The 26955-nt window shown below is 69.8% G+C and carries 28 protein-coding genes and 3 tRNA genes; 7 read left to right on the forward strand and 24 right to left on the reverse strand.

All coding sequences use genetic code 11. The features are described 5' to 3' along the window. Positions 1–25: 25 nt before the first annotated feature. Entirely contained in the window at positions 26–637 is a 612-nt protein-coding gene (locus tag ACFVWD_RS01095; protein WP_389593131.1) for a TetR/AcrR family transcriptional regulator, read from the reverse strand. 125 nt (positions 638–762) lie between these two features. On the opposite strand from ACFVWD_RS01095, the gene ACFVWD_RS01100 reads away from it, so the two are divergent. Continuing rightward, a complete protein-coding gene (locus tag ACFVWD_RS01100; protein ID WP_389593133.1) occupies positions 763–1395 on the forward strand; it encodes an NAD(P)-dependent oxidoreductase in 633 nt (210 codons plus the stop codon). Positions 1396–1495: 100 nt separating this feature from the next. On the opposite strand, the gene ACFVWD_RS01105 is transcribed toward ACFVWD_RS01100, so the two are convergent. The 8 genes from ACFVWD_RS01105 to ACFVWD_RS01140 all read right to left on the reverse strand — a co-directional run bounded on the left by ACFVWD_RS01105 (position 1496) and on the right by ACFVWD_RS01140 (position 7022). Beyond that, a complete protein-coding gene (locus ACFVWD_RS01105; RefSeq protein WP_389593135.1) occupies positions 1496–2551 on the reverse strand; it encodes a UDP-N-acetylmuramate dehydrogenase in 1056 nt (351 codons plus the stop codon). A gap of 147 nt (positions 2552–2698) precedes the next feature. Continuing rightward, complete coding sequence (locus ACFVWD_RS01110) at positions 2699–4162, reverse strand: DHA2 family efflux MFS transporter permease subunit (protein ID WP_389593137.1); 1464 nt, start codon at positions 4160–4162, stop codon at positions 2699–2701. 111 nt (positions 4163–4273) lie between these two features. Continuing rightward, the gene (locus ACFVWD_RS01115; RefSeq protein WP_389593139.1) at positions 4274–4843 is read right to left on the reverse strand and encodes a TetR/AcrR family transcriptional regulator; all 570 of its coding nucleotides are present in this window, start codon (positions 4841–4843) and stop codon (positions 4274–4276) included. Between the two features lie 686 nt (positions 4844–5529). Beyond that, a complete protein-coding gene (locus ACFVWD_RS01120) occupies positions 5530–5958 on the reverse strand; it encodes a MaoC family dehydratase (protein ID WP_389593141.1) in 429 nt (142 codons plus the stop codon). Between the two features lie 2 nt (positions 5959–5960). Further along, a complete protein-coding gene (locus tag ACFVWD_RS01125; protein WP_389593143.1) occupies positions 5961–6413 on the reverse strand; it encodes a MaoC family dehydratase N-terminal domain-containing protein in 453 nt (150 codons plus the stop codon). A gap of 165 nt (positions 6414–6578) precedes the next feature. Next, entirely contained in the window at positions 6579–6743 is a 165-nt protein-coding gene (gene rpmG, locus ACFVWD_RS01130) for a 50S ribosomal protein L33 (RefSeq protein ID WP_004571794.1), read from the reverse strand. Positions 6744–6830: 87 nt separating this feature from the next. Beyond that, positions 6831–6903: transfer RNA gene (locus ACFVWD_RS01135), tRNA-Met, on the reverse strand. A 46-nt stretch (positions 6904–6949) separates the two neighbouring features. Next, a tRNA-Thr gene (locus ACFVWD_RS01140) sits at positions 6950–7022 on the reverse strand. Between the two features lie 502 nt (positions 7023–7524). Here ACFVWD_RS01140 and ACFVWD_RS01145 point away from each other — a divergent pair. Continuing rightward, the gene (locus ACFVWD_RS01145) at positions 7525–8775 is read left to right on the forward strand and encodes a hydrolase (RefSeq protein WP_389593145.1); all 1251 of its coding nucleotides are present in this window, start codon (positions 7525–7527) and stop codon (positions 8773–8775) included. 196 nt (positions 8776–8971) lie between these two features. After that, positions 8972–9628, forward strand: a complete 657-nt coding sequence (locus ACFVWD_RS01150) for an SDR family oxidoreductase (RefSeq protein WP_389593147.1) — start codon at positions 8972–8974, stop codon at positions 9626–9628. A gap of 81 nt (positions 9629–9709) precedes the next feature. Here the strand turns inward: ACFVWD_RS01150 and ACFVWD_RS01155 are convergent, their stop codons facing one another. The 3 genes from ACFVWD_RS01155 to ACFVWD_RS01165 all read right to left on the reverse strand — a co-directional run bounded on the left by ACFVWD_RS01155 (position 9710) and on the right by ACFVWD_RS01165 (position 12580). Further along, positions 9710–9922: a hypothetical protein gene (locus tag ACFVWD_RS01155; protein ID WP_168494586.1), complete on the reverse strand. Its 213-nt coding sequence runs from the start codon at positions 9920–9922 to the stop codon at positions 9710–9712. 168 nt (positions 9923–10090) lie between these two features. Beyond that, the gene (locus ACFVWD_RS01160; RefSeq protein WP_389593149.1) at positions 10091–10945 is read right to left on the reverse strand and encodes a polysaccharide lyase family 7 protein; all 855 of its coding nucleotides are present in this window, start codon (positions 10943–10945) and stop codon (positions 10091–10093) included. 459 nt (positions 10946–11404) lie between these two features. Beyond that, on the reverse strand, positions 11405–12580 hold the full coding sequence (locus tag ACFVWD_RS01165; protein WP_389593151.1) for a glycoside hydrolase family 3 N-terminal domain-containing protein: 1176 nt from the start codon (positions 12578–12580) through the stop codon (positions 11405–11407). A 659-nt stretch (positions 12581–13239) separates the two neighbouring features. On the opposite strand from ACFVWD_RS01165, the gene ACFVWD_RS01170 reads away from it, so the two are divergent. Then, positions 13240–13572, forward strand: coding sequence for a hypothetical protein (locus ACFVWD_RS01170; RefSeq protein WP_168494580.1), 333 nt, complete (start codon positions 13240–13242; stop codon positions 13570–13572). Between the two features lie 249 nt (positions 13573–13821). Then, a complete protein-coding gene (locus ACFVWD_RS01175) occupies positions 13822–14055 on the forward strand; it encodes a hypothetical protein (RefSeq protein ID WP_389593152.1) in 234 nt (77 codons plus the stop codon). 180 nt (positions 14056–14235) lie between these two features. On the opposite strand, the gene ACFVWD_RS01180 is transcribed toward ACFVWD_RS01175, so the two are convergent. After that, positions 14236–14317: transfer RNA gene (locus tag ACFVWD_RS01180), tRNA-Tyr, on the reverse strand. A gap of 202 nt (positions 14318–14519) precedes the next feature. Here ACFVWD_RS01180 and ACFVWD_RS01185 point away from each other — a divergent pair. Next, positions 14520–15008, forward strand: a complete 489-nt coding sequence (locus ACFVWD_RS01185) for a YajQ family cyclic di-GMP-binding protein (protein WP_101403673.1) — start codon at positions 14520–14522, stop codon at positions 15006–15008. Positions 15009–15145: 137 nt separating this feature from the next. Here the strand turns inward: ACFVWD_RS01185 and ACFVWD_RS01190 are convergent, their stop codons facing one another. After that, entirely contained in the window at positions 15146–15412 is a 267-nt protein-coding gene (locus ACFVWD_RS01190) for a GlsB/YeaQ/YmgE family stress response membrane protein (protein WP_054228314.1), read from the reverse strand. 170 nt (positions 15413–15582) lie between these two features. Here ACFVWD_RS01190 and ACFVWD_RS01195 point away from each other — a divergent pair, with 170 nt between their 5' ends. Then, the gene (locus ACFVWD_RS01195) at positions 15583–16827 is read left to right on the forward strand and encodes an APC family permease (protein WP_389593154.1); all 1245 of its coding nucleotides are present in this window, start codon (positions 15583–15585) and stop codon (positions 16825–16827) included. Between the two features lie 32 nt (positions 16828–16859). Here ACFVWD_RS01195 and ACFVWD_RS01200 read toward each other — a convergent pair whose 3' ends face one another. From ACFVWD_RS01200 to ACFVWD_RS01245, 10 genes are all read right to left on the reverse strand, one after another. Beyond that, positions 16860–17426 (reverse strand): SMI1/KNR4 family protein, encoded by a 567-nt coding sequence (locus ACFVWD_RS01200; RefSeq protein ID WP_389593156.1) that lies wholly within the window; start codon positions 17424–17426, stop codon positions 16860–16862. Positions 17427–17478: 52 nt separating this feature from the next. Further along, positions 17479–18624: a barstar family protein gene (locus tag ACFVWD_RS01205; RefSeq protein WP_389593158.1), complete on the reverse strand. Its 1146-nt coding sequence runs from the start codon at positions 18622–18624 to the stop codon at positions 17479–17481. A 15-nt stretch (positions 18625–18639) separates the two neighbouring features. After that, on the reverse strand, positions 18640–19032 hold the full coding sequence (locus ACFVWD_RS01210; RefSeq protein WP_054228318.1) for a YccF domain-containing protein: 393 nt from the start codon (positions 19030–19032) through the stop codon (positions 18640–18642). Next, the gene (gene htpX, locus ACFVWD_RS01215; protein ID WP_060901518.1) at positions 19029–19892 is read right to left on the reverse strand and encodes a zinc metalloprotease HtpX; all 864 of its coding nucleotides are present in this window, start codon (positions 19890–19892) and stop codon (positions 19029–19031) included. Before htpX ends, ACFVWD_RS01210 begins: the two co-directional genes overlap by 4 nt. Positions 19893–20048: 156 nt before the next feature. Next, positions 20049–21548 (reverse strand): NADH-quinone oxidoreductase subunit N, encoded by a 1500-nt coding sequence (locus tag ACFVWD_RS01220; RefSeq protein WP_389593160.1) that lies wholly within the window; start codon positions 21546–21548, stop codon positions 20049–20051. Continuing rightward, on the reverse strand, positions 21545–23131 hold the full coding sequence (locus ACFVWD_RS01225) for an NADH-quinone oxidoreductase subunit M (RefSeq protein ID WP_389593162.1): 1587 nt from the start codon (positions 23129–23131) through the stop codon (positions 21545–21547). The genes ACFVWD_RS01220 and ACFVWD_RS01225 overlap by 4 nt, the downstream gene beginning before the upstream one ends. 6 nt (positions 23132–23137) lie before the next feature. Further along, positions 23138–25129 (reverse strand): NADH-quinone oxidoreductase subunit L, encoded by a 1992-nt coding sequence (locus ACFVWD_RS01230; protein ID WP_389593163.1) that lies wholly within the window; start codon positions 25127–25129, stop codon positions 23138–23140. Beyond that, on the reverse strand, positions 25126–25524 hold the full coding sequence (nuoK, locus tag ACFVWD_RS01235) for an NADH-quinone oxidoreductase subunit NuoK (protein ID WP_054228323.1): 399 nt from the start codon (positions 25522–25524) through the stop codon (positions 25126–25128). The genes ACFVWD_RS01230 and nuoK overlap by 4 nt, the downstream gene beginning before the upstream one ends. Further along, positions 25524–26195 (reverse strand): NADH-quinone oxidoreductase subunit J, encoded by a 672-nt coding sequence (locus ACFVWD_RS01240; protein ID WP_389593164.1) that lies wholly within the window; start codon positions 26193–26195, stop codon positions 25524–25526. Before ACFVWD_RS01240 ends, nuoK begins: the two co-directional genes overlap by 1 nt. Continuing rightward, positions 26192–26953 carry a NuoI/complex I 23 kDa subunit family protein gene (locus tag ACFVWD_RS01245; RefSeq protein WP_389593166.1) on the reverse strand — a complete coding sequence of 254 codons (762 nt, stop codon included), beginning with the start codon at positions 26951–26953 and terminating at the stop codon, positions 26192–26194. Before ACFVWD_RS01245 ends, ACFVWD_RS01240 begins: the two co-directional genes overlap by 4 nt. Positions 26954–26955: the final 2 nt, after the last annotated feature.

A 26955-nucleotide genomic window follows, 5' to 3' on the forward strand; every position in this document is an offset into this window, starting at 1 on the left:
TGGTCTCATCGGGCCAGGGTGACCGTCACGAGGGCTCGTCCGCAACGGAGATTCCGCCCAGCAGCGTGCGGGCGACAGACGAGGCGAACTCGTCCACGGGCGGCGGCTTGCCCTCCTCCGTGGAGTCGTAGGCGAAGGCGCGCTGGGCGCAGGCGCCCAGCAGGAGCGAGGCGGCCGCATAGGTGTCGACCCCGGCGCGGACCCGGCCCGCGTCCTGTTCGGCGCGGAGATAGGCGTCGAGGCCCCGGATGGGCATGTGAGGGCCCGATCCCATGGAGCGCATCGACTCCTCGTGCCGGCGCTTGAGTTGCGTTTCCGCGTACAAGGAGGCGGCGATCGGAAAACTCTGCTCATAGAAGAGGGCCGCCTGACGGGCGATCCCGGTGAGGTTCTCCAGGAGGGTGCCCCGGCCCGGCTCGGCCGCGAGGCCGGCCAGCAGCGGGGTCAGCTGGGGCAGGCGTTCCTTGAGCACCTTGACGAACAGTTCCTCCTTGCTCGGGAAGTACTTGTAGAGCGCCGCCTCCGAACAGCCCGCGGCCTTGGCGATCTCCTTGGTCGTGGCGCGGGCGAGGCCGATGGTGAGCATGAGCTCGTGCGCCGCGTCGAGGATGCGGATCCGGGCCGGTTTCTGCTGCATGAGCCCCAAGGATTCCATGGTCACCCCTGTTCGGCCTTGACGGGTGGGTGAGTGCTTACCCACTCTAGGGACAAGCAGTGGTGAGTGAATACTCACCCACCAGATCACCCAGGGGGGATCACGTCATGAAATTCACCGTCTTCGGTGCCACCGGCGGCATCGGCCAGGAGATCGTCCGGCAGGCGCTGGACTCCGGCCACCAGGTCACGGCCGTCGTACGGGATCCGACGCGGCTGACCGTCACGGGTGCGGGCCTGGAGGTGTTCCGCGCGGACCTCACGGACCCGGAGGCGCTGCGCCCCGCGGTCACGGGCCGGGACGCCGTCCTCTCCGGGCTCGGCGCCCGCACCCGCAAGGACGCCGGGATCGCCACCCGGCTGACCCGTACGGTGCTGGGCGCCATGGAGGCCGAGGGGGTGCGCCGGCTGCTGGTGGTGAGCGCGGGGCCGGTCGGTCCCGACCCCGAAGGCGCGGCGTTCGCCGACCGCGCCGCGCGGGGTCTGGTCTCGCTGATCCTGAAGGACGTCTACGCCGACCTGGCGGCCATGGAGGGCGAACTGGCCCGGAGTGCGACCGACTGGACGGTCGTACGCCCGCCTCGACTGCAGAACAAGCCGGTGACCAGCTCGTACCGGACCGTCGTCGGGGGCTTCCCGCTCAAGGGCCGGTTCATCGGGCGCGCCGACGTGGCGCACGCGATGCTGGCGATGATCGACGACCCGAGGACGGTGAAGCAGGGCGTCGGAGTCGCGTACTAGGACTCCGCCGAGTGACCCGGCTGTGCGCGCGAATCACCCTCCAGAGCCCCGCCTCGAACTCTGCCCTGACCTCTGCCCTGAGCTCTGCCCTGAGCTCTGTCTAGAGCTCCACGCCCACCGTCACAGGCTCGTTGACCAGGGTGATCCCGAAGGCGCCGCGGACGCCGGCGACGACCTCGCGGGCCAGCGCGAGGAGGTCCTCGGTGGTGGCCAGGCCGCGGTTGGTGAGGGCCAGGGTGTGCTTGGTGGAGATCCGGGCGGGTCCGGAGCCGTAGCCCTTGGTGAAGCCGGACTTGTCGATCAGCCAGGCCGCGGAGGTCTTGGTGTGGCCCTCGCCCGCCGGGTACGCGGGCGGCACGACCTCGGCGCCCAGCCGGTCCGCCACGCGCGCGTGGAACGCGGCGAACTCCTCGTCGGTGAGGATCGGGTTGGTGAAGAACGACCCGGCCGACCAGGTGTCGTGGTCCTCGGGGTCGAGCACCATGCCCTTGCCGGAGCGCAGTTTCAGGACGGTCTCGCGGGCGGTGGCGAGCGGCACCCGGTCGCCGGGCTCGACCCCGAGGGAGCGTGCCGTCTCGGCGTACTTGATCGGCGCCGACAGCCCGTCCGCGTCCTCCAGGTCGAACCTGACGCGCAGCACGACATACCGCTCGGAGTCGGCCTTGAAGCGACTGTGGCGGTACGAGAAGGCGCAGTCGGCGTTGGCCAGGGTGACCGTCTCACGCGTCCTACGGTCGTACGCGATCACTTCGGTGATGGTGGACGACACTTCCTGGCCGTACGCGCCCACGTTCTGGATCGGGGTCGCGCCTGCGGAGCCGGGGATCCCGGCGAGGCACTCGACGCCGGCGAGCCCGGCCTCGACGGTGCGGGCGACCGCGTCGGTCCACACCTCGCCCGCCGCCAGCTCCAGCCTCGTGCCTTCGAGGGCGAAGCCGGTGGTCGCGATGCGCAGGGCGGTCCCGGCGAAGCCCTTGTCGCCGATGACCAGGTTCGATCCGCCGCCGATGATCAGCAGCGGCGTACCGGTGTCGTCGGCCTCTCGGACGGCGGCGATCACCTCGGCATCGGTCGTGGCGGTGATCAGCCGCGTCGCGGGACCCCCAAGCCGGAAGGTGGTCAGCGGGGCGAGCGGGGCGTCGTGGAGTTCCTGCACGGGCTCAAGAGTACGAGAAGGGCCCCGCCGGTCGAGGCGGGGCCGCTTCTGTGTGTTCACAAGATGGACCAATCAAGGGTTTGGATCCTGGACCCTCCACCGGCAGGCGGTTTCCCTCCCACTCACCGCGAGGCGGATTCCATCCCCTCAGCGCGAGGCGGTCTCCAGAACCGGCACCTGGGCCAGATCCTGCCCCTGGGGCGACTCGGAGGCGACGACCCGGGCCTGGGCCGCACGCCGCGCCGTCGGGATGAGCAGCACCGCGACACCCGCCAGGGCGACCACCGCGGAGCCCACCACGAGCGCGGGCCGCAGGCCGTCCACGAAGGTCTGCGCGGTCCCGTAGCCGCCCTGCGCGGAGAAGATCGAGGACATCACCGCGATACCGAGCGCGCCGCCCACCTCACGCAGCGCGTTGTTGGCTCCGGAGGCGATGCCCTGCTCCTGCGGACGGACGCTGGACATGACCAGGTTGGAGGCCGGGGCGAAGTACAGGGACATTCCGATGCCGCTGACGATCAGGGCGGGCAGCTGCGCGGCGTACGAGGCGTGGGCGGCGACCACGGAGGCGTAGTACGCGAGCCCGGCGGCCTGCAGGAAGAGCCCGGTGGCGACCACGGGGCGCCCGCCGATGCGGTCGGAGAGGTACCCGGCGATCGGCGCGACGAGCATCGGCATCCCGGTCCAGGGCAGCATCCGCAGGCCGGCCTGGGTGGGCGAGTAGCCGAGGACGCCCTGCATGTACTGGCTGAGCAGGAAGATCGAGCCGAACATCCCGAGGAACATCAGCAGGCTCGCGGCGTTGATCCCGGCGAAGGCACGGGAGCGGAAGAGCCGCATCGGCAGCATCGGGTTCTTGGCGCGGATGCCGTGGAAGACGAAGCCGGTGAGCAGTGCGGCGCCCGCGAGCAGACCGGTCAGGACGATCGGGCTGGTCCAGCCCTCGGCGGGCCCGCGGACCAGGCCGTACACGATCCCGAAGAGACCGCCGCTGACGAGCAGGGTGCCGGTGATGTCGAGCGGGGCGCCGGTGCCGTGGGACTCGGCCAGCCGCAGTCGGGCGAGGGGCAGCAGGGCGAGGCCAAGCGGCACGTTCAGCCAGAAGATCCAGTGCCAGGACACGTGTTCGGTGAGGCTGCCGCCGATGAGGGGCCCGGAGGCGACCGCGAGTCCATTCACGGCGCCCCAGATCCCGTACGCCATGCCGCGCTTGGCGGCCGGCACCGCGGCCGTCAGCAGGGTGAGCGTGAGCGGCATCATGATCGCCGCGCCGACGCCCTGGACCGCGCGGGCGGCGATCAGCGAGTCGAGGCCGGGCGCCATGGCCGCGGCCGCCGAGGCGCCGGTGAAGACGGAGAGACCGACGAGGAAGAGCCGACGGCGGCCGAACCGGTCGCCGAGCGCCGCACCGAACATCAGCAGGACGGCGAAAGTGAGCGTGTAGGCGCTCACGGTCCATTCCAGGTCGTCCAGCGCTCCGCCGAGATCCCTGCGGATGGAGGGCAGTGCGGTGGTGACGACGAGATTGTCGAGAGCCGCCATGAATCCGGCGACGCTGGTGATGATGAGGGCCCAGGTGGCTCCCCCGCGACGTGCGGTCTGCTGTGACATCGCTCCCCCTAAGGGCGATCGTTCCCTATGATTAGTTATTACTGACTAACTTTCGGGCCCAGAAAAAGGCGCCGACATCCGCCTCCCCCACCCGCTTCCCGCTTTCCCTACCTACTTCTCCGGTCGACCCTTCGGCCGCGCCGACGGATAGACCGTTTCCCAGACCTTGTGCTCGGGCGGAAAGCCCATGGTCACCAGGCAGTTGATGAGCATTCCGTACGCCATGAAGCCCGTCGTCTCGTTCGGGTCGGCGCCGAGCGGCAGATGGGCCGCCTCCCACAGCCGCATCCAGTCGGCCCGTACGACCTCACCGAGCTCGCGATCACCGGCCTGCTCGGCGGCGGCGGTCGCGACGTACATCTGCATCTGCATCAGCAGTTGCTCCGGATGCTCCGCGATGCTCTTCATGTACGCGTTCGCCATGGAATGCAGGGCGTCTTCGCCCTCCAGCCCCTTGGCGGCCTCCTCGAAGGTGCGGTTGGTGTCCTCCATGCAGCGTTGCGCCGCCGCAAGGAAGATCGCCCGCTTGTCGGGGAAGAGCCGAAAGAGATACGGCTGCGAGACGCCGACACGCTTGGCGATCGCCTCGGTGGACGTGCCGTAGTACCCGCCCCGGGCGAACTCCTCGATCGCCGCGCGGATGACGCTCTCGCGCCTCTCGTCTGCGCTCATCCTGACCATGCGACTAAGTTAGTGCCCAATCACTAACTAAGTCAAGCGGTAGGCGAGGGCGGCTACGAGCGATGCACACGCCCCACGACCGGCAGCCGCGACGACCTGCGACCGCACACGCACGCGAGGAGCCGTGCCGGTACGTCGAGCGGTAGGCGGGAGCGGCTACGAGCGATGCACACGCCCCACGACCGGCAGCCGCGACGACCTGCGACCGCACACGCACGCGAGGAGCCGTGCCGGTACGTCAAGCGGTAGGCGGGAGCGGCTACGAATGACGCCCACGACCGGCAGCGCGCACGCACGGAAGGGGCCGTGCCGGTACGTCGCAAGCCCGTCGCTTACGCCCGGATCGAGCAGCGGCTCGCTTGCCCGGCCCACGTCTGATCCAGCGGCGACGGGCTCGACGTACCGGCACGGCCCCGACCCACCACACAGCCGGCCGGAGCGGAAGGACCGCGGACAGCCGGACCGCGAACGGACGAACCACGGGCGCCCACAGACAGCCGGTACAGCAGACAGACCACAGTCACCCGCAAACAACCGGACCGCGAACGGCCGAACCAGATACGGCCGGGTGCGGCCAGGCGCGGCCGGGCGCGGCCAGGCCACACGTAAGGCCAGGCCACACGTAAGGGGCGCCGACAATGACCGGCGCCCCTTACCCGCTTACCCATCGCTCCTCATGACGGCCTTCAGGCCAGTCGAACGACCGCTCGCGACATGCCCAGGACCTTCTGCCCCGCGCTCATCGCGGTGAGGTCGACGCGGACGGTGTTGTCGTCCAGCTTGGCCGCGACCTTGCCGCTGACCTCGATGGTCGCCCCCTTGTCGTCGTTGGGGACGACGACGGGCTTGGTGAAGCGGACGCCGTACTCGACGACCGAACCCGGATCACCGGCCCAGTCGGTGACGACGCGGATCGCCTCGGCCATGGTGAACATGCCGTGCGCGATGACGTCGGGGAGACCGACCTCGACCGCGAACTTCTCGTTCCAGTGAATGGGATTGAAGTCCCCGGAGGCGCCCGCGTACTGCACGAGTGTGGCGCGTGTCACGGGGAAGGTCTGGGCCGGCAGCTCGGCACCGACCTCGACGTCGTCATACGCGATCTTCGCCGTCATGGTCAGCCCTCCTCCGCCGCGCGAGCCACGAGCTTGGTGACGGCCGTCACCACGTGCTCGCCCGCCTCGTCATGGACCTCACCACGGATGTCCACGATGTCGTTGCCCGCCATGGACTTGATCGCCTCGATGGTCGAGGTGACCGTGAGCCGGTCGCCCGCCCGCACCGGACGGGTGTAGGCGAACTTCTGGTCACCATGCACCACGCGGTTGTAATCGAGCCCCAGTTGGGGGTCCTGGACGACCTGCCCCGCGGCCTTGAAGGTGATCGCGAACACAAAGGTCGGCGGGGCGATCACATCGGAGTACCCGAGCGCCTTGGCGGCCTCCGGGTCCGTGTACGCCGGGTTGGTGTCCCCCACGGCCTCCGCGAACTCGCGGATCTTCTCCCGACCGACCTCATAGGGGTCGGTGGGCGGGTAGGACCGCCCCACGAAGGACTGGTCGAGCGCCATGGGCTCGGTACCTCCTGGTTTTCAGCCGGTGCAGCGATTCTCGGACCGATGCCCGTACGAGGACTGTCGGCGACTGCTCGACGACCACTCGCACGTCGGCACTCCGCCGGTGAACGACGCGAGGCCGCCCCCGTTACTGGGGACGGCCTCGTGTACGAGCCTGATTTATCGCGTTTCGCGGTGCGCGGTGTGCGCGTTGCAACGCGGGCAGTGCTTCTTCATCTCCAGTCGGTCCGGGTCGTTACGCCGGTTCTTCTTGGTGATGTAGTTCCGCTCCTTGCACTCCACGCAGGCCAGCGTGATCTTCGGGCGGACGTCGGTGGCAGCCACAGGAGTGCTCCTTGACGAACGGATGGGACATTAACGCATAGAAGAGTAGCCGATCGAAGGACCGACCCCACAATCGGCTACTGTCTGTAGCGGTGACCGGACTTGAACCGGTGACACAGCGATTATGAGCCGCTTGCTCTACCGACTGAGCTACACCGCTGTGATGCGATTGGTCCCCGCCTTGCGACGGGAACCTCTCACACCAGAGCCCCAATACGGAATCGAACCGTAGACCTTCTCCTTACCATGGAGACGCTCTACCGACTGAGCTATTGGGGCGAGCGATGAAGACATTACACGCTCGCCCGCCGATCGCCCAAATCCGTTTCGCGGCACCCGCCCCGGCCCGTTCCCGGCCGTTCCCCGCCACTCTTCCGGCCCCTCACGAACGGTGCGTCACGGCCGCGACTCCGGCCTCTCCCGCCCCACGAATCACGGGCACACCGCCCGGCCAACAGCCCCCGACCCCAGCCTCACGGCCCGGCTGACCAGCGACTCCGTCCGGCCGCCCCGACTCGCGCGCCCGGCTCTCATCTCCCGCTTTCTGTCCGTGCACGGACCACACCGGTACGACTATTGCGCTCCTCCCGGACGAGAAGGGCTCGCCACCCTAGGCTCGACTCACGCTGCGTGATCTTGCCCCTCACTCCCCACGACGTCGCCCCCCCACCCCTCCACCCCTCCACCCCGTCACCTCCCGCCACCCCAGACCCCCCACCGCGAAAGCGCCCACCTCCCCAGTCGCCCCTCCCAGCAGCCGCCCCCGAGCCCCAGGAGCGCGATGCCCGACAGTCAGCCGCAGCCACCCCACTCCTCGTCGGGACAGACCGACACCGCCACCCTGTTGCTGCGCGGCGCGCGGCTCACCGACGGCCGGACTGTGGACGTGCGGCTGGGCGGCGGGCGCATCGAGGCGGTCGGCACCGCCGGGAGCCTGGCGACACCCGCCTCCGGCTCGCGCGCCGCGAAGGTGGACCTCGACGGCTACCTGCTCCTGCCGGCCCCCGCCGAGCCCCACGCACACGGCGACACGGCCCTGACGGCCGACGGCGACGGCCCCCTCTCGTACGACACCCAAGAGGTCCAGCGCCGGGCCACCGAGGCCGCGTTGCTGCAACTCGGGCACGGGGCGACGGCGTTGCGCTCGCACGTGCGCGTCGGCGACGTACAGGGCCTCGACGCCCTGGTGGCGGTGCTCCAGGCGCGGCGGGCGCTGCGCGGGCTGGCCGAGCTGACAGCGGTGGCGATGCCGCGGGTGCTCACCGGGGTCGCCGGTGCCGACGGGCTCGCGATACTGCGGGACGCCGTGAAAATGGGCGCTTCGGTGGTGGGCGGCTGCCCGGACGCCGACCCGGATCCGACGGGGTACGTGGAGGCAGTCCTGGAAATCGCCTCGGAACACGGCTGCCCGGTCGACCTGCACACGGACGCCTCCGATCCCGCCCGGCTCGCCCGGCTCGCGGCAATGGCGGGCGGACTGCGGTCCGGAGTGACGCTCGGCCCGTGCGGCGGCCTCGGCCGGCTGCCGTCCGAGGTGGCCTCCCGGGCGGCCGATCAACTCGCCGCGGCGGGCGTGACCGTGGTGTGCCTGCCGCAGGGCGGCTGCGGAGGCGTGGACCGGCGCGGAACGGCTCCGGTACGGATGCTGCGGGCGGCCGGGGTACGGATCGCCGCGGGCAGCGGCGCCCTCCGGGACGTATCGAACCCGGTGGGCCGCGGCGACCCCCTGGAGGCCGCGTACCTGCTGGCCTCACGGCACGGTCTGCGCCCCGAGGACGCTTACGACGCCGTGAGCTCCGGCGCGCGGGCTGCCCTCGGACTGCCCGAGGTACGCGTGGAAGCCGGTTTCCCGGCCGAGTTGCTCGCGGTGCGCGGGAACCGGCTGGCAGGGGCGCTGTCGCTCGCGTACAGCCGGATCGTGGTGCACCGGGGGCGCGTGGTGGCGCGGACCAGCGCGGTGCGGGAGTACTGCAACTCGGCGGCAACGGCGGGGCTGGACCTGCCCAGACAGGGACGCGGAGAGCCTTCCTAGCCACAACTACCGTCCACGACTCCACACGTTGTGCACGCACGGCCGCAACCACCCCCCGAGCGCCCCCTGTTCACCACGCGGGCCGAGTGCATGACGGCCTCCGCCGCCGCGCGCCCCTGTGGACGACTCAAGAGACCCCTGAGTTGTCCACAGGGTCGTGCGGCGAACGGGTCCATCCGGGCGTACGGTCGGAAACATGCGCATTGTCATCGCTGGAGGTCATGGTCAGATCGCGCTGCGGCTGGAGCGACTGCTCGCCGCGCGCGGTGACGAGGTCGCGGGGATCATCCGCCGCGCCGAGCAGGGCGACGATCTGCGGGCGGCCGGTGCCGAGCCGGTCCTCTGCGATCTGGAGTCGGCTTCGGTGGAGCAGGTCGCCGCCCATCTGCAGGGCGCGGACGCGGCCGTCTTCGCGGCGGGCGCGGGCCCGGGCAGCGGTCCGGCCCGCAAGGAGACGGTGGACAAGGGCGCCGCCATCCTGTTCGCCCACGCCGCGGAACGAGCAGGCGTACGGCGCCACGTCGTCGTGTCGTCCATGGGCGCGGACCCGGCGCACCCGGGCGACGACGTCTTCGACCTGTATCTGCGCGCCAAGGGCGAGGCCGACGAGTACGTACGCGGTCGTACGTCCCTGGACTGGACGATCCTGCGTCCCGGATCGCTGATCGACGACGCCGGTACCGGACTCGTACGCCTGGAGGCCTCGACCGGCCGCGGACCGATCCCACGGGACGACGTCGCCGCGGTCCTGGCGGAGCTGGTGGAGACTCCTGCGACGGCTGGGCTGACCCTGGAGTTGATCGGCGGCTCGACGCCGATTTCGGTGGCGGTCAAATCGGTCGCGGGGAACTAGACACCGACCGGGCCGGGCCGGGCCGGGCCGGGCCGGAGCGTGCCGGACCGGACCGGGCCATCCGTCGGCCTGCTCAGAACATCAGAACAACGGAAGCTGCCCGGGAAAGTCGGGCACGGAGTACCCGTCCAACGTCGGCTGGGCCGCCCCCAGCTGCGCCGGCCGACGCGACCCGGGACACGAGACCAGCTCCCCGCTCCCCCGCACACCAGGCGGATCATGCCGGGCGAACCGTCCCGCGACGATGGCGATCTCCCGACGGCACTCGGGGCAGTTCCTACGACGCGATGACATGAGATCAGTCTGCCCGGCGGGCGGCAGCCGCACCGACAGCACCCGACCCCGGCCTCGGCCCCGGCTGCAAAAGGCGGTGCGGCAGGTCCCGACGCCGCCCGAACCCATGGCCTCACGGCGATGGCGTGTCAGCATGATCTAGCCCCGTGACCTGCGGAAACGTTGCGCTCAACTGTGGGAGACGGTGAGGCCGTAGAAGGCGACCCGAGCGCCCTTGGTGGTGCTGTCGGAGGACGACTGGTTGTACGAGCCGGCCTTGAAGTACTGCTTGTAGGCGTCGAACGACGACGGGATGGCGTAGTGCGTGGTGCTCCCGTTGACCGTCAGGTCGATGGTGTGTCCGCCCGAGACTGCGATCGTGTAGTTCCATGTCTTGCCGACCGATATGTGGCCGACGGTGTGCAGTGTCTGACCTCCGGAAGGCGAGTTCTCCGTGCCGAGGACGATGTCACCGCTCGACCGGTAGTACAGCTCCAGCAGCGGTTTGGTGGACGAGCCTCCTGTGCCGAGGTGGATCTGTCCTACGCAGACGTTCGATGTGACGGACACGACCCGCAGCGTCGCCTTCATTTGGTGCGTGCCGCTGAGCGACCAGTCGGCGGCGGTGCCGTTGCGGTTCATCTCCCGCAGTTCGGAGCGGGCGTAGTTCGAGTTCGGTGTGGTGACGCCCTTCTCCGGCGCCCAGAAGGTCATCGCGCCGTCACGGGTGTCCGTGTAGAAGTACGAGTCCTGGAACCCGTTGGCCCCCTGAAGCCGGGAGGACGGGATCGTCGTCGGTGAGCCGGGGGAGCCCACCGGCTCCTGAAGCTGCCACACCGACAGGTCGAAATTCCCACCGGGTGCGACGGACGGGTCCGCCATGGGCGAGGAAACGACGTTGGTACCGCGCTGGCCGCTGGATGCGCCGGCCACGCCCGCGGCGGCGGAAAGTGCACTGGCCGGCGCGGCGGGAGCCACAAGGGCCAGGCCGCCGGTGACGGCGGTGGCGGTGGCCAGGGAGGTGAGCAGCGTACGCATGCGCATGGGGGGGTGCCTTCCTGTCGGCTCGGTGGGCTCGGTTGGCGGGCGCGCGTATTTCTCAGCAATGTTCACGTACATGAACTTCATATGTCAACATGAACACTTGGTGTCGCGACAGTAGGGCTGTGGCGCGATCACGTCAAGGCTGATGGCGGAGCAACGCATGCGTACCGGTGGCACTCGCTTCACCGGCCGCTGAACGCCGCGCCCGGGGCGAGGCACGCGCTCAGAGGCCGTGGCCGAGGCAGGCGCTCGGCGCCAATGACCGGCGGTACCCCATTGGGGCACGCCGGGCAGTGCCAGGATTCGAACCTGGGAAGGCTGAGCCGGCGGATTCGCAGACCGTGCGGGGCCGGCCCCTGACCTACGGGTGTTGAGAGGCGTGGCCGGCCCGACCGGGCAAGGGCTGCGTCCATTCGCACTCAGGAGCCCTGAATGGGCAAAGGCTGCATCCACTCGCGCTCAGGAGCAGAGATTCACGTGCCGGACGGCCAGAACGTGCCCTGCCGCGTCGATGAGGCGGCTGCGGGCGAGGTGTCCGCCGCCCACCGCATTGGTGATCGCCGAGGCGATCGAGGACGTCTGGGAGCTGACGTTGCCCCCCAGGTCGAACATGACCATGTCGGCACCAGAGCGCAGGGCCTGGACGGCGGCGGCGGGGATGCTGAAGCCGGCGGCGGAGATCGCCTTCGCGCTGAGCGAGTCGGTGACCACCAGCCCCTTGAATCCCAGCTTGCCCCGCAGCTCGGAGCTGATGGCGGTGGGTGACAGGCTCGCCGGATTGGTGCCCAGGCCCGGCACGATGTTGTTGGAGACCATGATGGCCGGGGCACCGGCCTTGATGGCCGCTGTGAACGGCGGGATGCCCACCTTTTGCAGGGTGGACCAGGGCAGGGTGCGGGCGGGGCCGAAGTCGGAGTTGTAGCTGGATCCGCCAAGGCCCGGGAAGTGCTTGACGACGGGTATCACGCCTCCGGCGCGCAACCCGTTCATGTACGCGACACCGGCCTTGGAGACCACCGAGGTGTTGCCGCTGAAGGACCGCCATCCGTCGGGGTTGGTCCGGCTGGGGGCCACGTTCCTGCCGTCGACGTCGACCACCGGCGCGAGGTCCATGTTCACCTGGGCGGCCGCCATCTTGGTGGCGACCTTGGTGACGTTCTGCTGGATCTGGGCCGGGGTCCAGTGCGCGCCCATGTACGCGGGCCAGGGCAGGGACCCGACCAGGTTCGACATGCGCTGGATGCCGCCGCCCTCCTCGTCGGTCATCACCAGCAGGCCCAGGTGCCCGGGTACGTGGGACTTCAGGGCGGTCAGCCGCGAGCCGAGGTCGGACGGCGCCTTGCTGCCGAACAGAAGCACACCGCCTGCACCCGCGCTCACCTCGGAGGTGACGCCGGACACCGAGGTCTCCGACACCGGGACGGCGATGGTCAGCATGGCCAGCCGGCGGTTCGACCACCCGGCCAGCTTCGTGCTGTTGGTGCACGCGGTGGCGGCGGTGGTGAGGGCCGGAGCGAGGGACGAAGAGGAGGGGGAACGCGTGACGGGCGGGGCGAGGGACACGTCGGGGCCACTGGAGTGCGGGGACGCCTTGGGGGTGTCCGTGCCACAGCCCGCCAGAAGCACCGCCGCCACAGCGGCAGCGGTGCTCAGTCTGCGTGCGGTCGTGGCCCGGCCGGGGAGCCGCGGTGGTGCTGTCGCACTTCTACGGTCACGGTACGAAGGGACATTCATCGCCCGGCCTCCTTCCGGAAGACGCGACGGGTACCCGTCGCGCTGATGGCCGTATGAGCCTGAGGTGGGCTTCACGAAGCGTGAGAGGCGCTCCAGCCCACATTTGTTCGAAGCTCCGCGGCCGGCGTATCACCAGAATCCCGCGTCTCGGAGTCGGCCGCTAACCCCAGCCGACGTTAGGGGCCCTTTCAACGAGCGACCGTCCGGCAAACACGGAAACGACTCTTGAGTTTCCTCCCCAGCCCCAGACGCTGCCGCCCCCTTCCGCGAGGCCCACTCGACGATCGCCGCGGCGGCGCGGATGACGGGCCGCCGCCCCTGAGACCCCGCCCGCATAACGCGTACCCATCGCCAACTACGTTTGCTGTCACGGGACCTGACCGAGCGAAGCAGGAGTCAGGCCGTTGACGATCTATCGAAGGATCGTCGACAACCTGTCGAAATCCGGCCTGCTCGCGGGGGTTTACTAGACAGTCGCGTCTGTCCACGCGGACAGCCGGACACAGTCGGCTGTGCCTGCTGTGGACAGTCGGCGCCGATAGTCGATAAGGAGCACGGCAATGCTGAAGAAATCACTGGTGGCGGTTCTGAGCGCTTCCGCCCTCGCGATAGGGGCGCTCGGCCTGAGCGCCGAGTCCGCGTCGGCGGCTTCCACTTGGAAGCTGAAGGCCACGTGCAGCTCGGTCAACATACGAGCGAACTCCAACACCAGCGCGAAGATCACTGGCGTCGCTTACAAGGGCGACCTCATGAACGGCACGAAGGTGGACTACAAGGGCTACAAGGACATCAAGGTGGACAAGGCCTGGATCTACGGCAAGGTGGTGCGCAAGGACCACAAGGTCATCTACGGCTGGGCCGCGCTCAAGTGCTTCAACCCTTACGAGCAGTAGGGGAATCCTGCTCGGACAACACCCCGGCCTCTGACTGTTTCACCCGGTCAGAGGCCGTCCACCTGACGGTGGGTGTGGGATCTGAACCCACGCCGACTCGTACCACGACGGGTCGCAAGAGCCGCCCCTGCCTGCCGGATTTACGTCCGCCGGTATGGGATGACTGACCTGCGGCCATTTCGGACCTGCCTCGGGGGCCCGCGGCAAGAAACCGGGTACGGAGAGGTCTGGGTAAAGGCTCGGGAAAAGGTGCTCACCGAGGCTGAGGCCGCCTCCCCGCTCGCACGGCGGCCCTACGACCTGCGTCACGCCGGGGTCTCCTTCTGGCCGAGCTCCGGCGTAAACCCGATGGAATGCGCCCGGCGGGCAGGTCACACGATCGCGGTGCTGTTCAGGGTCTACGCGAAGGTGCTCGCGCAGACCCAGGGGCAAGCCAACCGGCGTATAGAAGCTGCCCTGCGCGAGTGGAACGAGCCGGAGTGACCGTCAGCCCGTCCCCCGGGGGATGCCTGGGGGACGAACAGGCTGATCAGGAGTGGGATCCGGGCCAGACGGGGTGAGACAAGTCACCCCATTTCGATTCTGATCGAAAGATCGCGTTCGATAACGAAGAGACCCCCTCCGATCTACGTTTCCGCAGATCGGAGGGGGTCTACCTTCATGTGGCGGCGCCAGGATTCGAACCTGGGAAGGCTGAGCCGGCAGATTTACAGTCTGCTCCCTTTGGCCGCTCGGGCACACCGCCGGGGTTGCTGCCTTGAGGACCGCTTTTCGGCGGTGCTCCCTGGCAACGACGTAAACGATACCTGATGCTCGGGGGTGCTTCGCCACCCGATTGATCTGCGCTTGGAGGGGAGGGGGTGGCTAGGCTTATGCGGATGCGGCCGGGGACCTACGCCGGGTTCGACGGCCGCCCCTACGCACCCCGATACAAGGAGCCACAGGACATGGCCGACTCCAGTTTCGACATCGTCTCGAAGGTCGAGCGGCAGGAGGTCGACAACGCCCTCAACCAGGCCGCCAAGGAGATCTCGCAGCGCTACGACTTCAAGAACGTGGGCGCCTCCATCTCCTGGTCCGGCGAGAAGATCCTGATGGAGGCGAACTCCGAGGAGCGGGTCAAGGCCATCCTCGATGTGTTCGAGACCAAGCTGGTCAAGCGCGGTATCTCGCTGAAGGCGCTGGACGCGGGCGAGCCCCAGCTCTCCGGCAAGGAGTACAAGATCTTCGCGTCCATCGAGGAGGGCATCTCCCAGGAGAACGCGAAGAAGGTGGCAAAGATCATTCGCGACGAGGGCCCGAAGGGCGTGAAGGCGCAGGTGCAGGGCGACGAGCTGCGCGTCAGCTCCAAGAGCCGTGACGACCTGCAGGCCGTGCAGGCGCTGCTCAAGGGCAAGGACTTCGACTTCGCGCTGCAGTATGTGAACTACCGGTAGCCGTCGGCCGTCGGCCGTCAACCGGCTTCGGCTGGCGGTTCATTGCGCGTACGAGCGAAGTTGCGCGTACGCGGAAGGGTGGGCCCCCGGAGGTGCCCACCCTTCTCACCTGCTGGCTGCGGCCTCGGGGCGCGCACTCAACGGCGCGAGTCGCCGAACAGGATGCGGTAGAGGATGAGCAGGACGAGCGAGCCGCCGATCGCGGCGGCCCACGTGGCCCCGTCGTAGAACTGCTTGGCGATCGGGTGGTCCAGCCACCGCGCGGAGATCCAGCCGCCGATGAAGGCGCCCGCGATGCCGATGACGGTCGTGCCGATGAAGCCGCCCGGGTCACGGCCCGGCAGCAGGAATTTGGCGATGGCCCCGGCCAACAGTCCCAGAATGATCCAGCTGATGATGCCCATGCCCTGAACCTGCCTCTCCGCGCTGTCCCTGTGCTGTGATCCTGCTCCGGACCTGCTGTGTCATGCCTTCGAGTTCGAGCAGCCGGTGTCGTGCTGGTGTTCCTGGCGCGTCGTCGGCAAGGACGCCTCGTCGGCGGCGGTCGGTTGCAGCGATCAGTAGGGTGCCGCCCATGACACAGTCCGGATCCGAGTTGCGGCGCACCCTGGGCGTCGGGGACGCCGTGGTCATCGGGCTCGGGTCGATGGTGGGTGCCGGGATCTTCGCGGCGCTGGGCCCCGCGGCACGGGCGGCCGGGTCCGGTCTGCTCCTCGGGCTCGCGGTCGCGGCCGTGGTCGCTTACTGCAATGCGATGTCCTCCGCACGGCTGGCCGCTCTGTATCCCGCCTCCGGTGGCACATATGTGTACGGGCGTGAGCGTCTCGGCGCCTTCTGGGGGTATCTGGCGGGCTGGTCGTTCGTCGTCGGGAAGACGGCCTCCTGTGCGGCGATGGCGCTCACCGTGGGCGCGTACATCTGGCCGGGGCAGGCGCACGCTGTGGCGGTCGGTGCCGTGGTGGTGCTCACGGCGGTGAACTACGGCGGCATGCAGAAGTCCGCCTGGCTGACCCGGGTGATCGTTTCGGTGGTCCTCGCGGTCCTCGCTTCCGTGGTGGTCGTGTGTCTCGGTTCGGACGCCTCCGACGCCGGGCGGCTGAACGTCGGGGTCTCCGGTGGCGCGGGCGGGGTGCTCCAGGCGGCGGGGCTGCTGTTCTTCGCGTTCGCCGGGTACGCGCGGATCGCGACGCTCGGTGAGGAGGTACGGGATCCGGCGCGCACCATTCCCCGCGCGATCCCGACGGCTCTGGGTGTCGCGCTCGTCGTGTACGCGGCGGTCGCGGTGGCGGTCCTTTCGGTGCTGGGGCCGGACGGGCTCGGGCGCGCCTCGGCGCCACTGGCCGACGCGGTTCGGGCGGCCGGTGTGCCGGGGCTCGTGCCGGTGGTGCGGGTGGGTGCGACCGTGGCCGCGCTCGGCTCGCTCCTCGCCCTGATCCTGGGCGTCTCACGGACGACGCTGGCCATGGCCCGCGACGGTCATCTGCCGGGCGCCCTGGCCGCCGTACATCCGCGTTTCCAGGTGCCGCACCGGGCGGAGCTGGCCGTGGGCGCGGTGGTCGCCGCGCTGGCCGCGACGGTGGACGTGCGGGGCGCGATCGGGTTCTCCTCCTTCGGTGTACTGGCGTACTACGCCGTGGCCAACGCGTCGGCCTGGACGCTGAGTCCCGCTCCGGCGGCGCGGGTGGTGCCGGTGGTGGGACTCGTCGGATGTGTGACCCTGGCGTTCGCGCTGCCGGCGGATTCGGTGGTCGTGGGCGCGGCTGTGCTGGGTGTGGGGGCGGCGGCCTACGGCGTGAGGGTGTGGGCGGCCTCGCGGTAGCCATCGGCGGGGCCTCGGTGGTGGGCGGGTCGCTACGAGGTCTGTGCCGTCGCCGTGCGTATGCGGAAGTCGGGCCAGGGGGCCAAGTCCGTGTCGTCGTTGGACTCCTCGTACCAGCCGGAGCCCTCCAGCCAGGTGCCCAGCCACGCCTCCAGGTCGGGTGCGTCCACGTACCAGGCGTGGTCGGCCTCGTCGGCGTTCGGCTCGAAGAGCAGGACCGTGCCCCGGGGGCTGCGGCAGTCCACGCACGCGTACATCCCGCAGCCCCAGTGGGATATCGGCAGGACGCCCTCCGGCCAGGGCCAGTCGGGGTCCTGGCGGCCGCTCTCCCGGTGGGCGAGGTACTGCGGGACGGCGGCGGGCTCGCCTGACGGGGGACCGTCGAGCAGCGGCAACAGGCCGTACTCCGGACCGAAGCCGCCATCCCCTATCCGCAGGTAGAGCGCGGCGAGCAGTGGCGGCAGGGTGAACCCCAGGACGGCTTCGGCGCGGGCGATCGCCGCCGCGTCCACGGGCTCGGGGAGCGAAGGCCAGCCCCACGGGCGGGTGTTGCGGGCCTCCGTACCGACCCGTGCCAGCAACTGCTCGATTTCGGTCATGGGTTCATGATGCAGCGCGGCACTGACAATCGGGCGGCCTGTGGATAACCCATCAGGCGATACGTACGTCGACGCCGTTCTCGGTGAGGAAGGCGAGCAGTTCCTCGAATGTCGGGGGTCTGCGGTCTCGGCACGGTGTCACGCCGAGGCAGGTGCGGGCGACGTCGGCGTCGTGCCAGACGAGGGTGAAGGGCGGCTCGGCGCCGTAGCCGCCTCGCAGGCGGTCGGCGACGGTGCCCAGGTCGTGGCCGAAGTAACCGCCGGGGCCGTTCACCGCCTCGCCCAGCGCGCAGTGGAAGGCCGGCGCGTCGGTGACGTGGCGGCCGTCGAGGTGACGGATGGAGCCGGGCTCTGGGTCGGGCCCGTACGGGTTCGTTCTTTCCCGGGCTCGGTCGAGCCAGAACTCGCGCCCCTGTGGGCTGCATCGGACCCAGCTGTTCGGCTCGGACTGGCGTTCGTGCCACCACACGTCCCAGGCCTCCCGGGCCGCTGTGGGAAGCCGCCGCGACCAGGGGTCGAGGGTGAGATCGACCAGGCCCCGGCCGTGCGCGGAGGGGATCCACGCGACGATCTCGCCTTCGAGTACGGAGGCGACCGTCCGGCCGACCCGGTTGAGGCGCAGCACGCGAGCATGCCCCAGGTCCTCGTCGCCCGCTTCGAGCGCGTCGCGCAGGGATCCGCGCGGGGAGCAGCCGAGCAGGCGCACCGGCGGCTCGGCCGGTTCGATGAATTCGACGGGGACTTGGCCGAGGTCCCTGCAGTGGCCCCACGCTTCGCCGTCCGCGCCCAGGAGTCGGTGTCCCGTGGAAGGTAACGGCCGCTGGGGGTATTCGGCCTGGGTGTCCGGGACCGCCGACACTTCGACGGTGATGTCGCGCAGCGTCGGGTCGAGCGGGCACGGGCGGTCACCGAGGACCCTTGCGTACTCCAGTGGCCATTCCTCCCCGACCGGGGTGTGTGTGGCGTCGAGGGTCCGCACCACTAGGCAGCCCAACGGAGCGGAGCCCGTGATGCGGGCCCGCTCCATGGCCCCGGCCAGCTCGCCCCGGGGTGCGCAGCCGAGGAGTTCGTACCGGACGCGCGGCGGAGGGAGCGGATCGGCGTAGAGCTCGTCAGTGGCGTCCTTGCACAGGGCCCATATCGACTCGCCGACGCCCCTGTTGCTGTACGCCGCCACGGCGTACTTCGGATTCTGCACCCCCGCGCCGCCTCGTCAGCGCGTGGCGAACGGCTCGTCCGTGCGGACGATTTCGCGGCCCAGCGGGAGCAACGAGACCGGGATGAGCTTGAAGTTGGCGATGCCGAACGGGATGCCGATGATCGTGATGCACAGGAGGATGCCGGTCACGATGTGGGCGAGGGCGAGCCACCAGCCCGCGAGGACCAGCCACAGGACGTTGCCGACGCAGGAGGGTGCGCCCGCGTCGCGGCGCTCCACCGTCGTATAGCCGAAGGGCCACAGGGCGTAGACGCCGATACGGAAGGCCGCGATGCCAAAGGGGATGCCGATGATGGTGATGCACAGCAGCACGCCGGCGGCCAAGTAGCCGAGGAACAGCCAGAAGCCGCTCAGGACGAGCCAAATGACGTTCAGGATTGTCTTCATTGCTGGCGACCTGCCATCTGCTCGAGCCGGGCGATGCGCTCCGCCATCGGCGGGTGCGTGGAGAACATCTTCGACATTCCCTGGCCCGGGCGGAAGGGGTTGGCGATCATCATGTGGCTCGCGGTCTCGATGCGCGGCTCGGGGGGCAACGGCAGTTGTTTGGTGCCCGCGTCGAGCTTGCGCAGGGCACTGGCGAGGGCGAGGGGGTCGCCGGTGAGCTGGGCGCCGGACGCGTCCGCCTCGTACTCCCTGGAGCGGCTGATGGCCAGCTGGATGAGGGACGCGGCGAGCGGACCCAGGATCATGATCAGCAGCATGCCGAGGATGCCGGGACCCTCGTCGTCGTTCGAACGGCCAACTGGGATCAGCCAGGCGAAATTCACCAGGAACATGATCACGGAGGCGAGAGCGCCCGCGACCGACGAGATCAGGATGTCGCGGTTATAGACATGGCTGAGCTCGTGGCCGATGACGCCGCGCAGCTCGCGTTCGTCCAGGATGCGCAGGATTCCTTCGGTGCAGCACACCGCCGCGTTGCGCGGGTTGCGCCCCGTCGCGAACGCGTTCGGCGCTTCCGTCGGTGAGATGTACAGGCGCGGCATGGGCTGGCGGGCCTGGGTCGAGAGCTCCCGGACGATGCGGTACAGGGCCGGGGCCTCGAACTCGCTCACCGGGCGCGCGCGCATCGCGCGTAGAGCCAGTTTGTCGCTGTTCCAGTACGCGTACGCGTTCGTCCCGATCGCGATGAACAGCGCGACGACGAGGCCGGTACGCCCGAAGAAGCTGCCGATGACGATGATGAGTGCGGACAGTCCCCCGAGGAGTACGGCGGTCCTGAGCCCGTTGTGCCGGCGGTGCACGGTACGCCCTCCAAGTGGTGCGGCAGGGGAACCCTTTGCTTGCTGATGCCTTGCGTCCACTCTTCAGTGGACCCTCCCGTACTGGTCAACGCCAGGCGGGGAGCACTAGTTCCCTTGTGCGGGCGGTGGCGCGCGTAGGCCGTGCGGGTGACGGTGTCAGAACAGGCCGGTGGCCGAGAAGCGCAGGACGAGCTGGGGTGCTCCGGACAGAGCGATGCCCAGGACTGCCGTCAGTGCGATCGCGGCGGTCAGTGGGGCCGGAACGCGGTGTTTCTCGGGCTCGCCCTCGGGGGCACGGAAGAGCAGGGTCGTCCACTGGAGGTAGTAGAAGAGCGCGATCACGACGTTGACGGCCATGATCACGGCCAGCCAGCCGAGCCCTGCGTCGACGGCCGCCGAGAAGACGGTGACCTTCGCGAAGAGGCCGATGATGCCCGGCGGCAGCCCCGCGAGGCACAGCAGGAAGAAGCCGAGGAGGAGGGCCGAGAGGGGGCGCGACGCGTACAGCCCCCGGTAGTCGCTGATGCGGTTCAGGGGGCTCGTACGGGCGACCAGGGCGGCCACGGCGAAGGCGCCGAGGTTCACGGCCGCGTACATCAGGGCGTACGCGACGGTGGAGCCGACGGCCTTGTCGGCGTCCTTGGAGTAGCCGGCGGAGGCGATCGGGACCAGGAGGTAGCCGGCCTGGCCGACGGAGGACCAGGCGAGCAGGCGGACCGCGCTGTACGCGCGCGTGGCCTGCTGGCGCAGGGCGCCGACGTTGCCGACGGTCATGGTGAGGGCGGCCAGCGCGGCGAGCGCGGGGCCCCAGACGTCCGCGTACGACGGGAGGGCGACGACGGTGACGAGGATCAGGCCGGAGAAGCCGACCGCCTTGCCGACGACCGACAAGTAGGCGGCGATCGGCAAGGGCGCCCCTACGTAGGTGTCGGGCACCCAGAAGTGGAAAGGCACGGCGGCCGTCTTGAAGGCGAAGCCGACGAGGGTGAGGACGACGCCCGCCTGGGCGAGGGTGTGGAACTGTCCGTCGACGTGCTGGATCTTGTCCGCGATCTGGGTGAGGTAGAGGGTGCCGGTCGTCGCGTAGACGAAGCTGACGCCCATGAGGCTCACGGCGGTCGCGGTGACGGAGGACAGGAAGAACTTCAGGGCCGCCTCGGAGGACTTCTTGTCGCCGCGTTTGATGCCGACGAGTGCGAAGGCCGGCAGTGAGGCGACTTCGAGGGCGACGATGAGCGTGGCGAGGTCGCGGGAGGCAGGCAGCAGGGCGGCGCCCGCGGCCGAGGAGAGCAGCAGGAACCAGAACTCCCCTTCGGGGAGTTCCTTGTTGGCGTCCTTCAGGGCCGTGACCGACAGCAGTGCCGCCAGGAGCGCGCCGCCGAGAACCAGGAACTGGATGACGAGGGTGAAGCGATCCGCCGTGTAGCTACAGGCGTGCGCGTCGCCCGTCAGACAGAAGGTGGCGCGGTCGCCGTCCAGGAGGGGCAGCAGCATGAGCGCGGACGCGGCGAGCCCCGCCACCGACACCCAGCCGAGTACCGCCTTCTTCTCCTCTCCGATGAAGAGGTCGGCGACGAGCACGACGAGTCCGACGACTGCGGTGAGGGTGGGCGGCGCGATCGCGAGCCAGTCGACGGACTGGACCAGGGAGCTCATCGGGTGCCTCCTGCGAGGAGCTGCTGTACGGCCGGGTCGGTCAGGCCGAGGAGAGCCTTGGGCCAGAGGCCGGCGACGACGGTGAGGGCGACGAGCGGCGTCCAGGCCGCGAACTCGTAGCTCTGGACGTCGGCGAACTTCGGCGCCTCCTGCCGCGGGGTCTCGCCCATGCACACGCGGCGTACGACGGCGAGCATGTACGCGGCCGTGAGCAGCGTGCCGAAGGCGGCGATCGCCATGAACGTCAGATACGCGGGGCGGCTGAGGTCGGCGGCGGGTTTGAACGCGCCGAACAGGGCCAGCATCTCGCCCCAGAAGCCGGCGAGGCCCGGGAGCCCGAGCGAGGCGACGGCGGCGAAGGCGAGGAGGCCGCCGAGACGTGGAGCCTTGCCGTAGAGCGCGGCGCCGGTCTCCTCGGCGAGGGTGTCGAGGTCGGTGGTGCCTGTGCGGTCCTTCAGCGCCCCGACGAGGAAGAAGAGGAGCCCGGTGATGAGGCCGTGGGCGATGTTGGCGAACAGCGCGCCGTTCACGCCGGTCGGGGTCATCGTCGCGATGCCGAGCAGGACGAATCCCATGTGGCCGACGGACGAGTACGCGATGAGCCGCTTGAGATCGCCCTTCGCGCCCCGTTTCGCGAGGGCCAGGCAGGCCAGGGATCCGTAGATGATCCCGACCACGGCGAAGGCGGCGAGGTAGGGGGCGAAGGTGTGCATGCCGTCCGGCGCGATCGGCAACAGAATACGGACGAAACCGTACGTACCCATCTTCAGCAGCACACCGGCCAGCAGGACCGAGCCGACTGTGGGCGCGGCAGTGTGGGCGTCCGGCAGCCAGCTGTGCAGCGGCCACATCGGCGTCTTGACCGCGAGCCCGATTCCGATCGCCAAAACGGCGATGACCTGCACGGATGTGGTCAGCGACCGGCCGTTGTCAGTGGCGAGTGCCACCATGTCGAATGTGCCCGCCTTGATTCCGATCAGGAGCAGGCCCAGCAGCATGACGACCGAACCGAGCAGCGTGAAGAGGATGAACTTCCAGGCCGCGGCCTGGCGCTGCGCACCGCCCCACCGGGCGATGAGGAAGTACATCGGGATGAGCACCATCTCGAACGCGAGGAAGAACAGCAGCAGATCGAGGACGGCGAAGGTCGCGAGGGTGCCGGCCTCGAGGACGAGCAGCAGTGCGACGAAGGCCTTCGGGGTCGGCCCCGCGGGCATCTTGAAGTAGCTGTAGAGCGCGCAGAGGAAGGTCAGCAGCGCGGTCAGGACCAGAAGGGGGAGGGAAATGCCGTCGATGCCGAGGTGGATCCGCACGTCGAGTGCGGGGATCCAGCTGATGTCCGTCGTGGCCTGCATCTGCTGTGCCTTGGCCGGGGTGTCGTGGTCGAAGCCGAGCGCGAGGACGATCGCGGCGATGAGCACCACGCCGGTGACGATCACGCCGTGCCGCAGCACGGCCTGGTCCGGCGACTTTCCCTTCAGTCCGGGCGGCGCGGGCAGGAGAGCGGCGGCGGCCCCGATGAGCGGCCCGACGACGATCAACGCGAGAAGAATCTGCATCACGGATTCACTGATATCGATCACGCCTGCTCACGCTCCCGTGGCGACTAGGAGGGCGGCGACCACCAGGACGACGGTGCCGGCGAGCAGCGCGCTCACATAGGTCTGCACATTGCCGGTCTGCGCGCGCCGTACGGCGGCGCCGAGCAGGCGGGGTAGGGCGGCGGCACCGCGTACGTAGGTCTCGACGACCTCACGGTCGAGGAACCGGACGAGTGTGGCTCCGGCCTGGACGGGGCGGACGAACAGCACGTTGTACACGGCGTCGAGGTGGAAGCCGACGGCCGCGTGCCGGTGCAGCGGGCCGAGCAGCAGCCGTCCGGGGTCCGCCGGGTCGGGGGCGTAGGCCACGTCTCCGAACGTGGGTGCGTGGCTGGCGATCGCCTCCGCCTCGACCCGCGCGGGCTCGGCGTCGGGGTGGGCCACGACCGCGCCCATCGGCACGCGGGGAGCCAGCGCGGTGGTGTGCCGCCAGGCGCCGTAGGTGACGATCCCGCCGACCAGGGCGAGCCCCGTGCCGAGGACGGAGGTGGTGAGGACCGGTGTCAGGTCCCGGCCGTCGAACCAGTCGGGCAGCGCGCCGTACGCGAGCCCGAAGGCGAGGGACGGGACGGCGAGCACCCACAGCACGACCGTCATGCTGCGCGGTTCCTTGCCGTGGTCGCGGGCCTCGACGCCCCGGCCGTGGAAGGCCAGCAGCCACAGCCGGGTCGCGTACGCGGCGGTGAGTACGGCGGTGACCAGACCGGCGATGAGGACGATCCAGCCCGCGGAGCCGGGGGCGTGCTCGGTGTGGCCGGTGGCGACGTGCTCGGCCGCGCCGAGGACGGCCTCCTTGGAGAAGAAGCCGCTGAACGGCGGGATCGCGGCGAGCGCGAGCAGCGCGACGGTCATCGTCCAGTAGGCGTCGGGGACGCGGGATCGCAGGCCTGTCATGCGGGACATGACGGCCAGCGAGTTGGTGCCGGAGGCGTGGATGATCACGCCGGCGGCGAGGAACAGCAGCGCCTTGAAGGCGCCGTGGGACAGGAGGTGGAAGACGGCGGCACCGCGGTCGCCGACGGCGAGGGCGCCGGCCATGTAGCCGAGCTGGCCGATCGTCGAGTACGCGAGGACACGCTTGATGTCGTCCTGGGCGAGTGCGGCGAGTGCCGAGCCCGCCATCGTGACGGCGGCCATGACGGCGAGGACCACCATCGCGGCCGAGGAGGCCTGGAAGACGGGGAGGAGCCGGGCGACGAAGTAGATACCGGCGGCGACCATCGTCGCGGCGTGGATCAGGGCGGAGACGGGTGTCGGACCCGCCATCGCGTCGGGCAGCCAGGTGTGCAGCGGGAACAGCGCCGACTTACCCGCCACGCCGGCGAGGAGCAGCAGGGCGACCAGCGTCGGATGGTGCAGTCCGCCGCTCGCGACGGTGCCGAGGACCGTGGTGATGCGGAAGGACCCGGCGTCGGTGCCAAGGGCGAACAGACCGATGAGGAAAGGGACGTCGCCGAGTTTGGTGACCAGGAAGGCCTTGATCGAGGCGGCGCGGGCCTCGGGGGTCTCCCAGTAGTGGCCGACCAGGAAGTACGAGCAGATGCCCATGACCTCCCAGCCGACCAGGAGCACGATCAGGTCGCCGGAGTAGACGACGAGCAGCATCGCGGAGGTGAAGAGGGAGATGAGAGCGGCGTACGAGGGGCAGCGCGGGTCGTTGCGCAGGTAGCCCGTCGAGTAGATCTGCACGCAGGAGGCGACGACGCCGACGAGTACGGCGACGAGAGCGGCGAAGCCGTCGATGTGCAGGGAGAGTTCGATCGGGACCGAGCCGGTGGGCGTCAGTTCGGTGGCCGCGTTGATGGCCTGGCCGCCGTCCTGGCGCACGGCGACCAGTACGGCGAGGACGAGCGAGGTGAGGGACGGGAGTACCGCGAGGGGGCGGACGTAGCCGGGGGCCGTGCGGCCGAGGAGGAGTCCGGCCGCAGCGCCCAGGAACGGAAGGAGGGGGACGAGGACGGCGAGGGTGGTCGTGGTCACGCGGTGGCCTCAGCCTTCTCGTCTCCCGTGACGGGGGCTTCTTCGGTGCCGTCGCCGTGGGAGCCGTCCGGGGCGGGGCCCTCGGCGGTGTCGCGGAGTTTGTCGATGTCCGAGGTGCCGCGGCCCCGGTAGACGGCGAGGACGATCGCCAGGCCGATGCCGATCTCGGCGGCCGCGATGGCGATGGTGAACAGGGTCAGGGCCTGGCCGGAGTGGAGCGTGTCGCGGGCGGTCCTGGAGAGCCAGACGTCGAAGGCGACGAGGTTCAGGTTGACGGCGTTGAGCATGAGCTCGACGGACATCAGGACCAGGATCGCGTTGCGGCGCGCGAGGACTCCGTACAGGCCCGTGCAGAAGAGGAGGGCGGAGAGCACGGCGGGATAGGCGAGGTGCATCAGCGGGTCCCTTCCTTCTCGCTCCGGCGGCTCTGGGCACCCGCGGGGGTGGCGGTGCCCGCGGGGGTGGTCGCGTCCGCGGGGGTGGTCGCGTCCGCCTTCGCCTTGCGGGAGAGGACGATCGCGCCGACCAGGGCGGCGAGGAGGAGGACGGAGAGGGCTTCGAAGGGGAGGACCCAGTTCTGGAAGAGGCTCGCTCCGGTGACCTCGGTGGAGCCGGCGGCGGGGCCCTTCAGGTCGACCCAGGTGGTGCGGAAGGCGTCCACGACCACCCAGACAAGGGCTGCGGCCGCGGCGACGGCCACGGTGAGGGCGGCCCAGCGGTTGCCGGAGTCGGCGTCCGGGGAGCGGCCGATCGGCGCCTTGGTGAGCATCAGACCGAACAGAAGGAGGACGACGACGGAACCCACGTAGATGAGGACCTGCACCCAGGCGATGAACTCGGCCGTGAGCAGGAGGTACTCGACGGCGAGGCCGCCGAGCGTCATCACCAGCCACAGGGCGGCGTGCACCAGCTGCTTGGTGGTGACGGTGACGATCGCCGCGCCGAAGGTGACCAGGCCGACGAGGAGGAAGGCGATCTCGACGCCCGTCGGGGAGAGGAAGCCGTGGCTTTCGGCGGTGGTGGTCGTGGCCCGCGCCGCGGCGGCCGTGGCTGCTGCGAGGCTCACGACGCACCGTCCTGCGGGTCGGAGGGCTTGGAGGGCTCGGGCGTGCCCGTGGTCGGGTCCGTGGGCGTGCCTGTGGTCGGGTCCGTGGGCGGGTCCGTGGTCGTGCCCGTGGTCGTAGGCGTGTCCCTGGCCGGGGGTTCGGGCTGGACAGCCTGGTCGGCTGTCTGCGCCGCGAGTTCGGCCGCCTCGGCCGCCTCGGCTGCCGTGGCTGCCTCGGCGGCGAGCTTGTCGGCTGTTTTGCGGGCGGCGGCCAGTTCCTTCGGTTCCTCGGCGCCGGGGTCGAGGGCGGGTGGGGCCGGAACCGTCCACATCCACTCGCGGAGCTTGTCGCGCTCGTGGGTGAGTTCGTGGATATCGGTCTCCGCGTACTCGAACTCCGGAGACCAGAACAGCGCGTCGAAAGGACAGACCTCGATGCAGATACCGCAGTACATGCACAGGGAGAAGTCGATGGCGAAACGGTCGAGGACGTTGCGGCTGCGCTCGCGGCCACCGGGGGCTGCCGGCGGGACCGTCTCCTTGTGGGAGTCGATGTAGATGCACCAGTCAGGGCACTCGCGGGCGCACAGCATGCAGACCGTGCAGTTCTCCTCGAACAGGCCGATGACGCCGCGGGAGCGGGGCGGGAGTTCGGGCTGGGCGTCCGGGTACTGCGCGGTGACGGTCTTCTTCGTCATCGTGCGGAGGGTGACGGCCAGGCCCTTGGCGAGTCCGGAGCCAGGAATGCGGGGACGGGTGGGCGGGAGAGGCTCGGCCATGG

Origin of the sequence: Streptomyces sp. NPDC058086, from assembly GCF_042885015.1 — a bacterium.
Classification (GTDB): domain Bacteria; phylum Actinomycetota; class Actinomycetes; order Streptomycetales; family Streptomycetaceae; genus Streptomyces.

Excerpts from the sequence above, each read along its gene's own strand:
- ACFVWD_RS01095 (WP_389593131.1), bottom strand. The coding sequence starts at position 637 with ATGCAGCAGAAACCGGCCCGGATCCGCATCCTCGACGCGGCGCACGAG.
- ACFVWD_RS01100 (WP_389593133.1), top strand. The coding sequence starts at position 763 with ATGAAATTCACCGTCTTCGGTGCCACCGGCGGCATCGGCCAGGAGATC.
- ACFVWD_RS01110 (WP_389593137.1), bottom strand. The coding sequence starts at position 4,162 with ATGTCACAGCAGACCGCACGTCGCGGGGGAGCCACCTGGGCCCTCATC.
- ACFVWD_RS01115 (WP_389593139.1), bottom strand. The coding sequence starts at position 4,843 with ATGGTCAGGATGAGCGCAGACGAGAGGCGCGAGAGCGTCATCCGCGCG.
- ACFVWD_RS01120 (WP_389593141.1), bottom strand. The coding sequence starts at position 5,958 with ATGACGGCGAAGATCGCGTATGACGACGTCGAGGTCGGTGCCGAGCTG.
- ACFVWD_RS01125 (WP_389593143.1), bottom strand. The coding sequence starts at position 6,413 with ATGGCGCTCGACCAGTCCTTCGTGGGGCGGTCCTACCCGCCCACCGAC.
- ACFVWD_RS01145 (WP_389593145.1), top strand. The coding sequence starts at position 7,525 with ATGCCCGACAGTCAGCCGCAGCCACCCCACTCCTCGTCGGGACAGACC.
- ACFVWD_RS01150 (WP_389593147.1), top strand. The coding sequence starts at position 8,972 with ATGCGCATTGTCATCGCTGGAGGTCATGGTCAGATCGCGCTGCGGCTG.
- ACFVWD_RS01155 (WP_168494586.1), bottom strand. The coding sequence starts at position 9,922 with ATGTCATCGCGTCGTAGGAACTGCCCCGAGTGCCGTCGGGAGATCGCC.
- ACFVWD_RS01160 (WP_389593149.1), bottom strand. The coding sequence starts at position 10,945 with ATGCGCATGCGTACGCTGCTCACCTCCCTGGCCACCGCCACCGCCGTC.
- ACFVWD_RS01170 (WP_168494580.1), top strand. The coding sequence starts at position 13,240 with ATGCTGAAGAAATCACTGGTGGCGGTTCTGAGCGCTTCCGCCCTCGCG.
- ACFVWD_RS01185 (WP_101403673.1), top strand. The coding sequence starts at position 14,520 with ATGGCCGACTCCAGTTTCGACATCGTCTCGAAGGTCGAGCGGCAGGAG.
- ACFVWD_RS01190 (WP_054228314.1), bottom strand. The coding sequence starts at position 15,412 with ATGGGCATCATCAGCTGGATCATTCTGGGACTGTTGGCCGGGGCCATC.
- ACFVWD_RS01195 (WP_389593154.1), top strand. The coding sequence starts at position 15,583 with ATGACACAGTCCGGATCCGAGTTGCGGCGCACCCTGGGCGTCGGGGAC.
- ACFVWD_RS01200 (WP_389593156.1), bottom strand. The coding sequence starts at position 17,426 with ATGACCGAAATCGAGCAGTTGCTGGCACGGGTCGGTACGGAGGCCCGC.
- ACFVWD_RS01210 (WP_054228318.1), bottom strand. The coding sequence starts at position 19,032 with ATGAAGACAATCCTGAACGTCATTTGGCTCGTCCTGAGCGGCTTCTGG.
- ACFVWD_RS01220 (WP_389593160.1), bottom strand. The coding sequence starts at position 21,548 with ATGAGCTCCCTGGTCCAGTCCGTCGACTGGCTCGCGATCGCGCCGCCC.
- nuoK (WP_054228323.1), bottom strand. The coding sequence starts at position 25,524 with ATGCACCTCGCCTATCCCGCCGTGCTCTCCGCCCTCCTCTTCTGCACG.
- ACFVWD_RS01245 (WP_389593166.1), bottom strand. The coding sequence starts at position 26,953 with ATGGCCGAGCCTCTCCCGCCCACCCGTCCCCGCATTCCTGGCTCCGGA.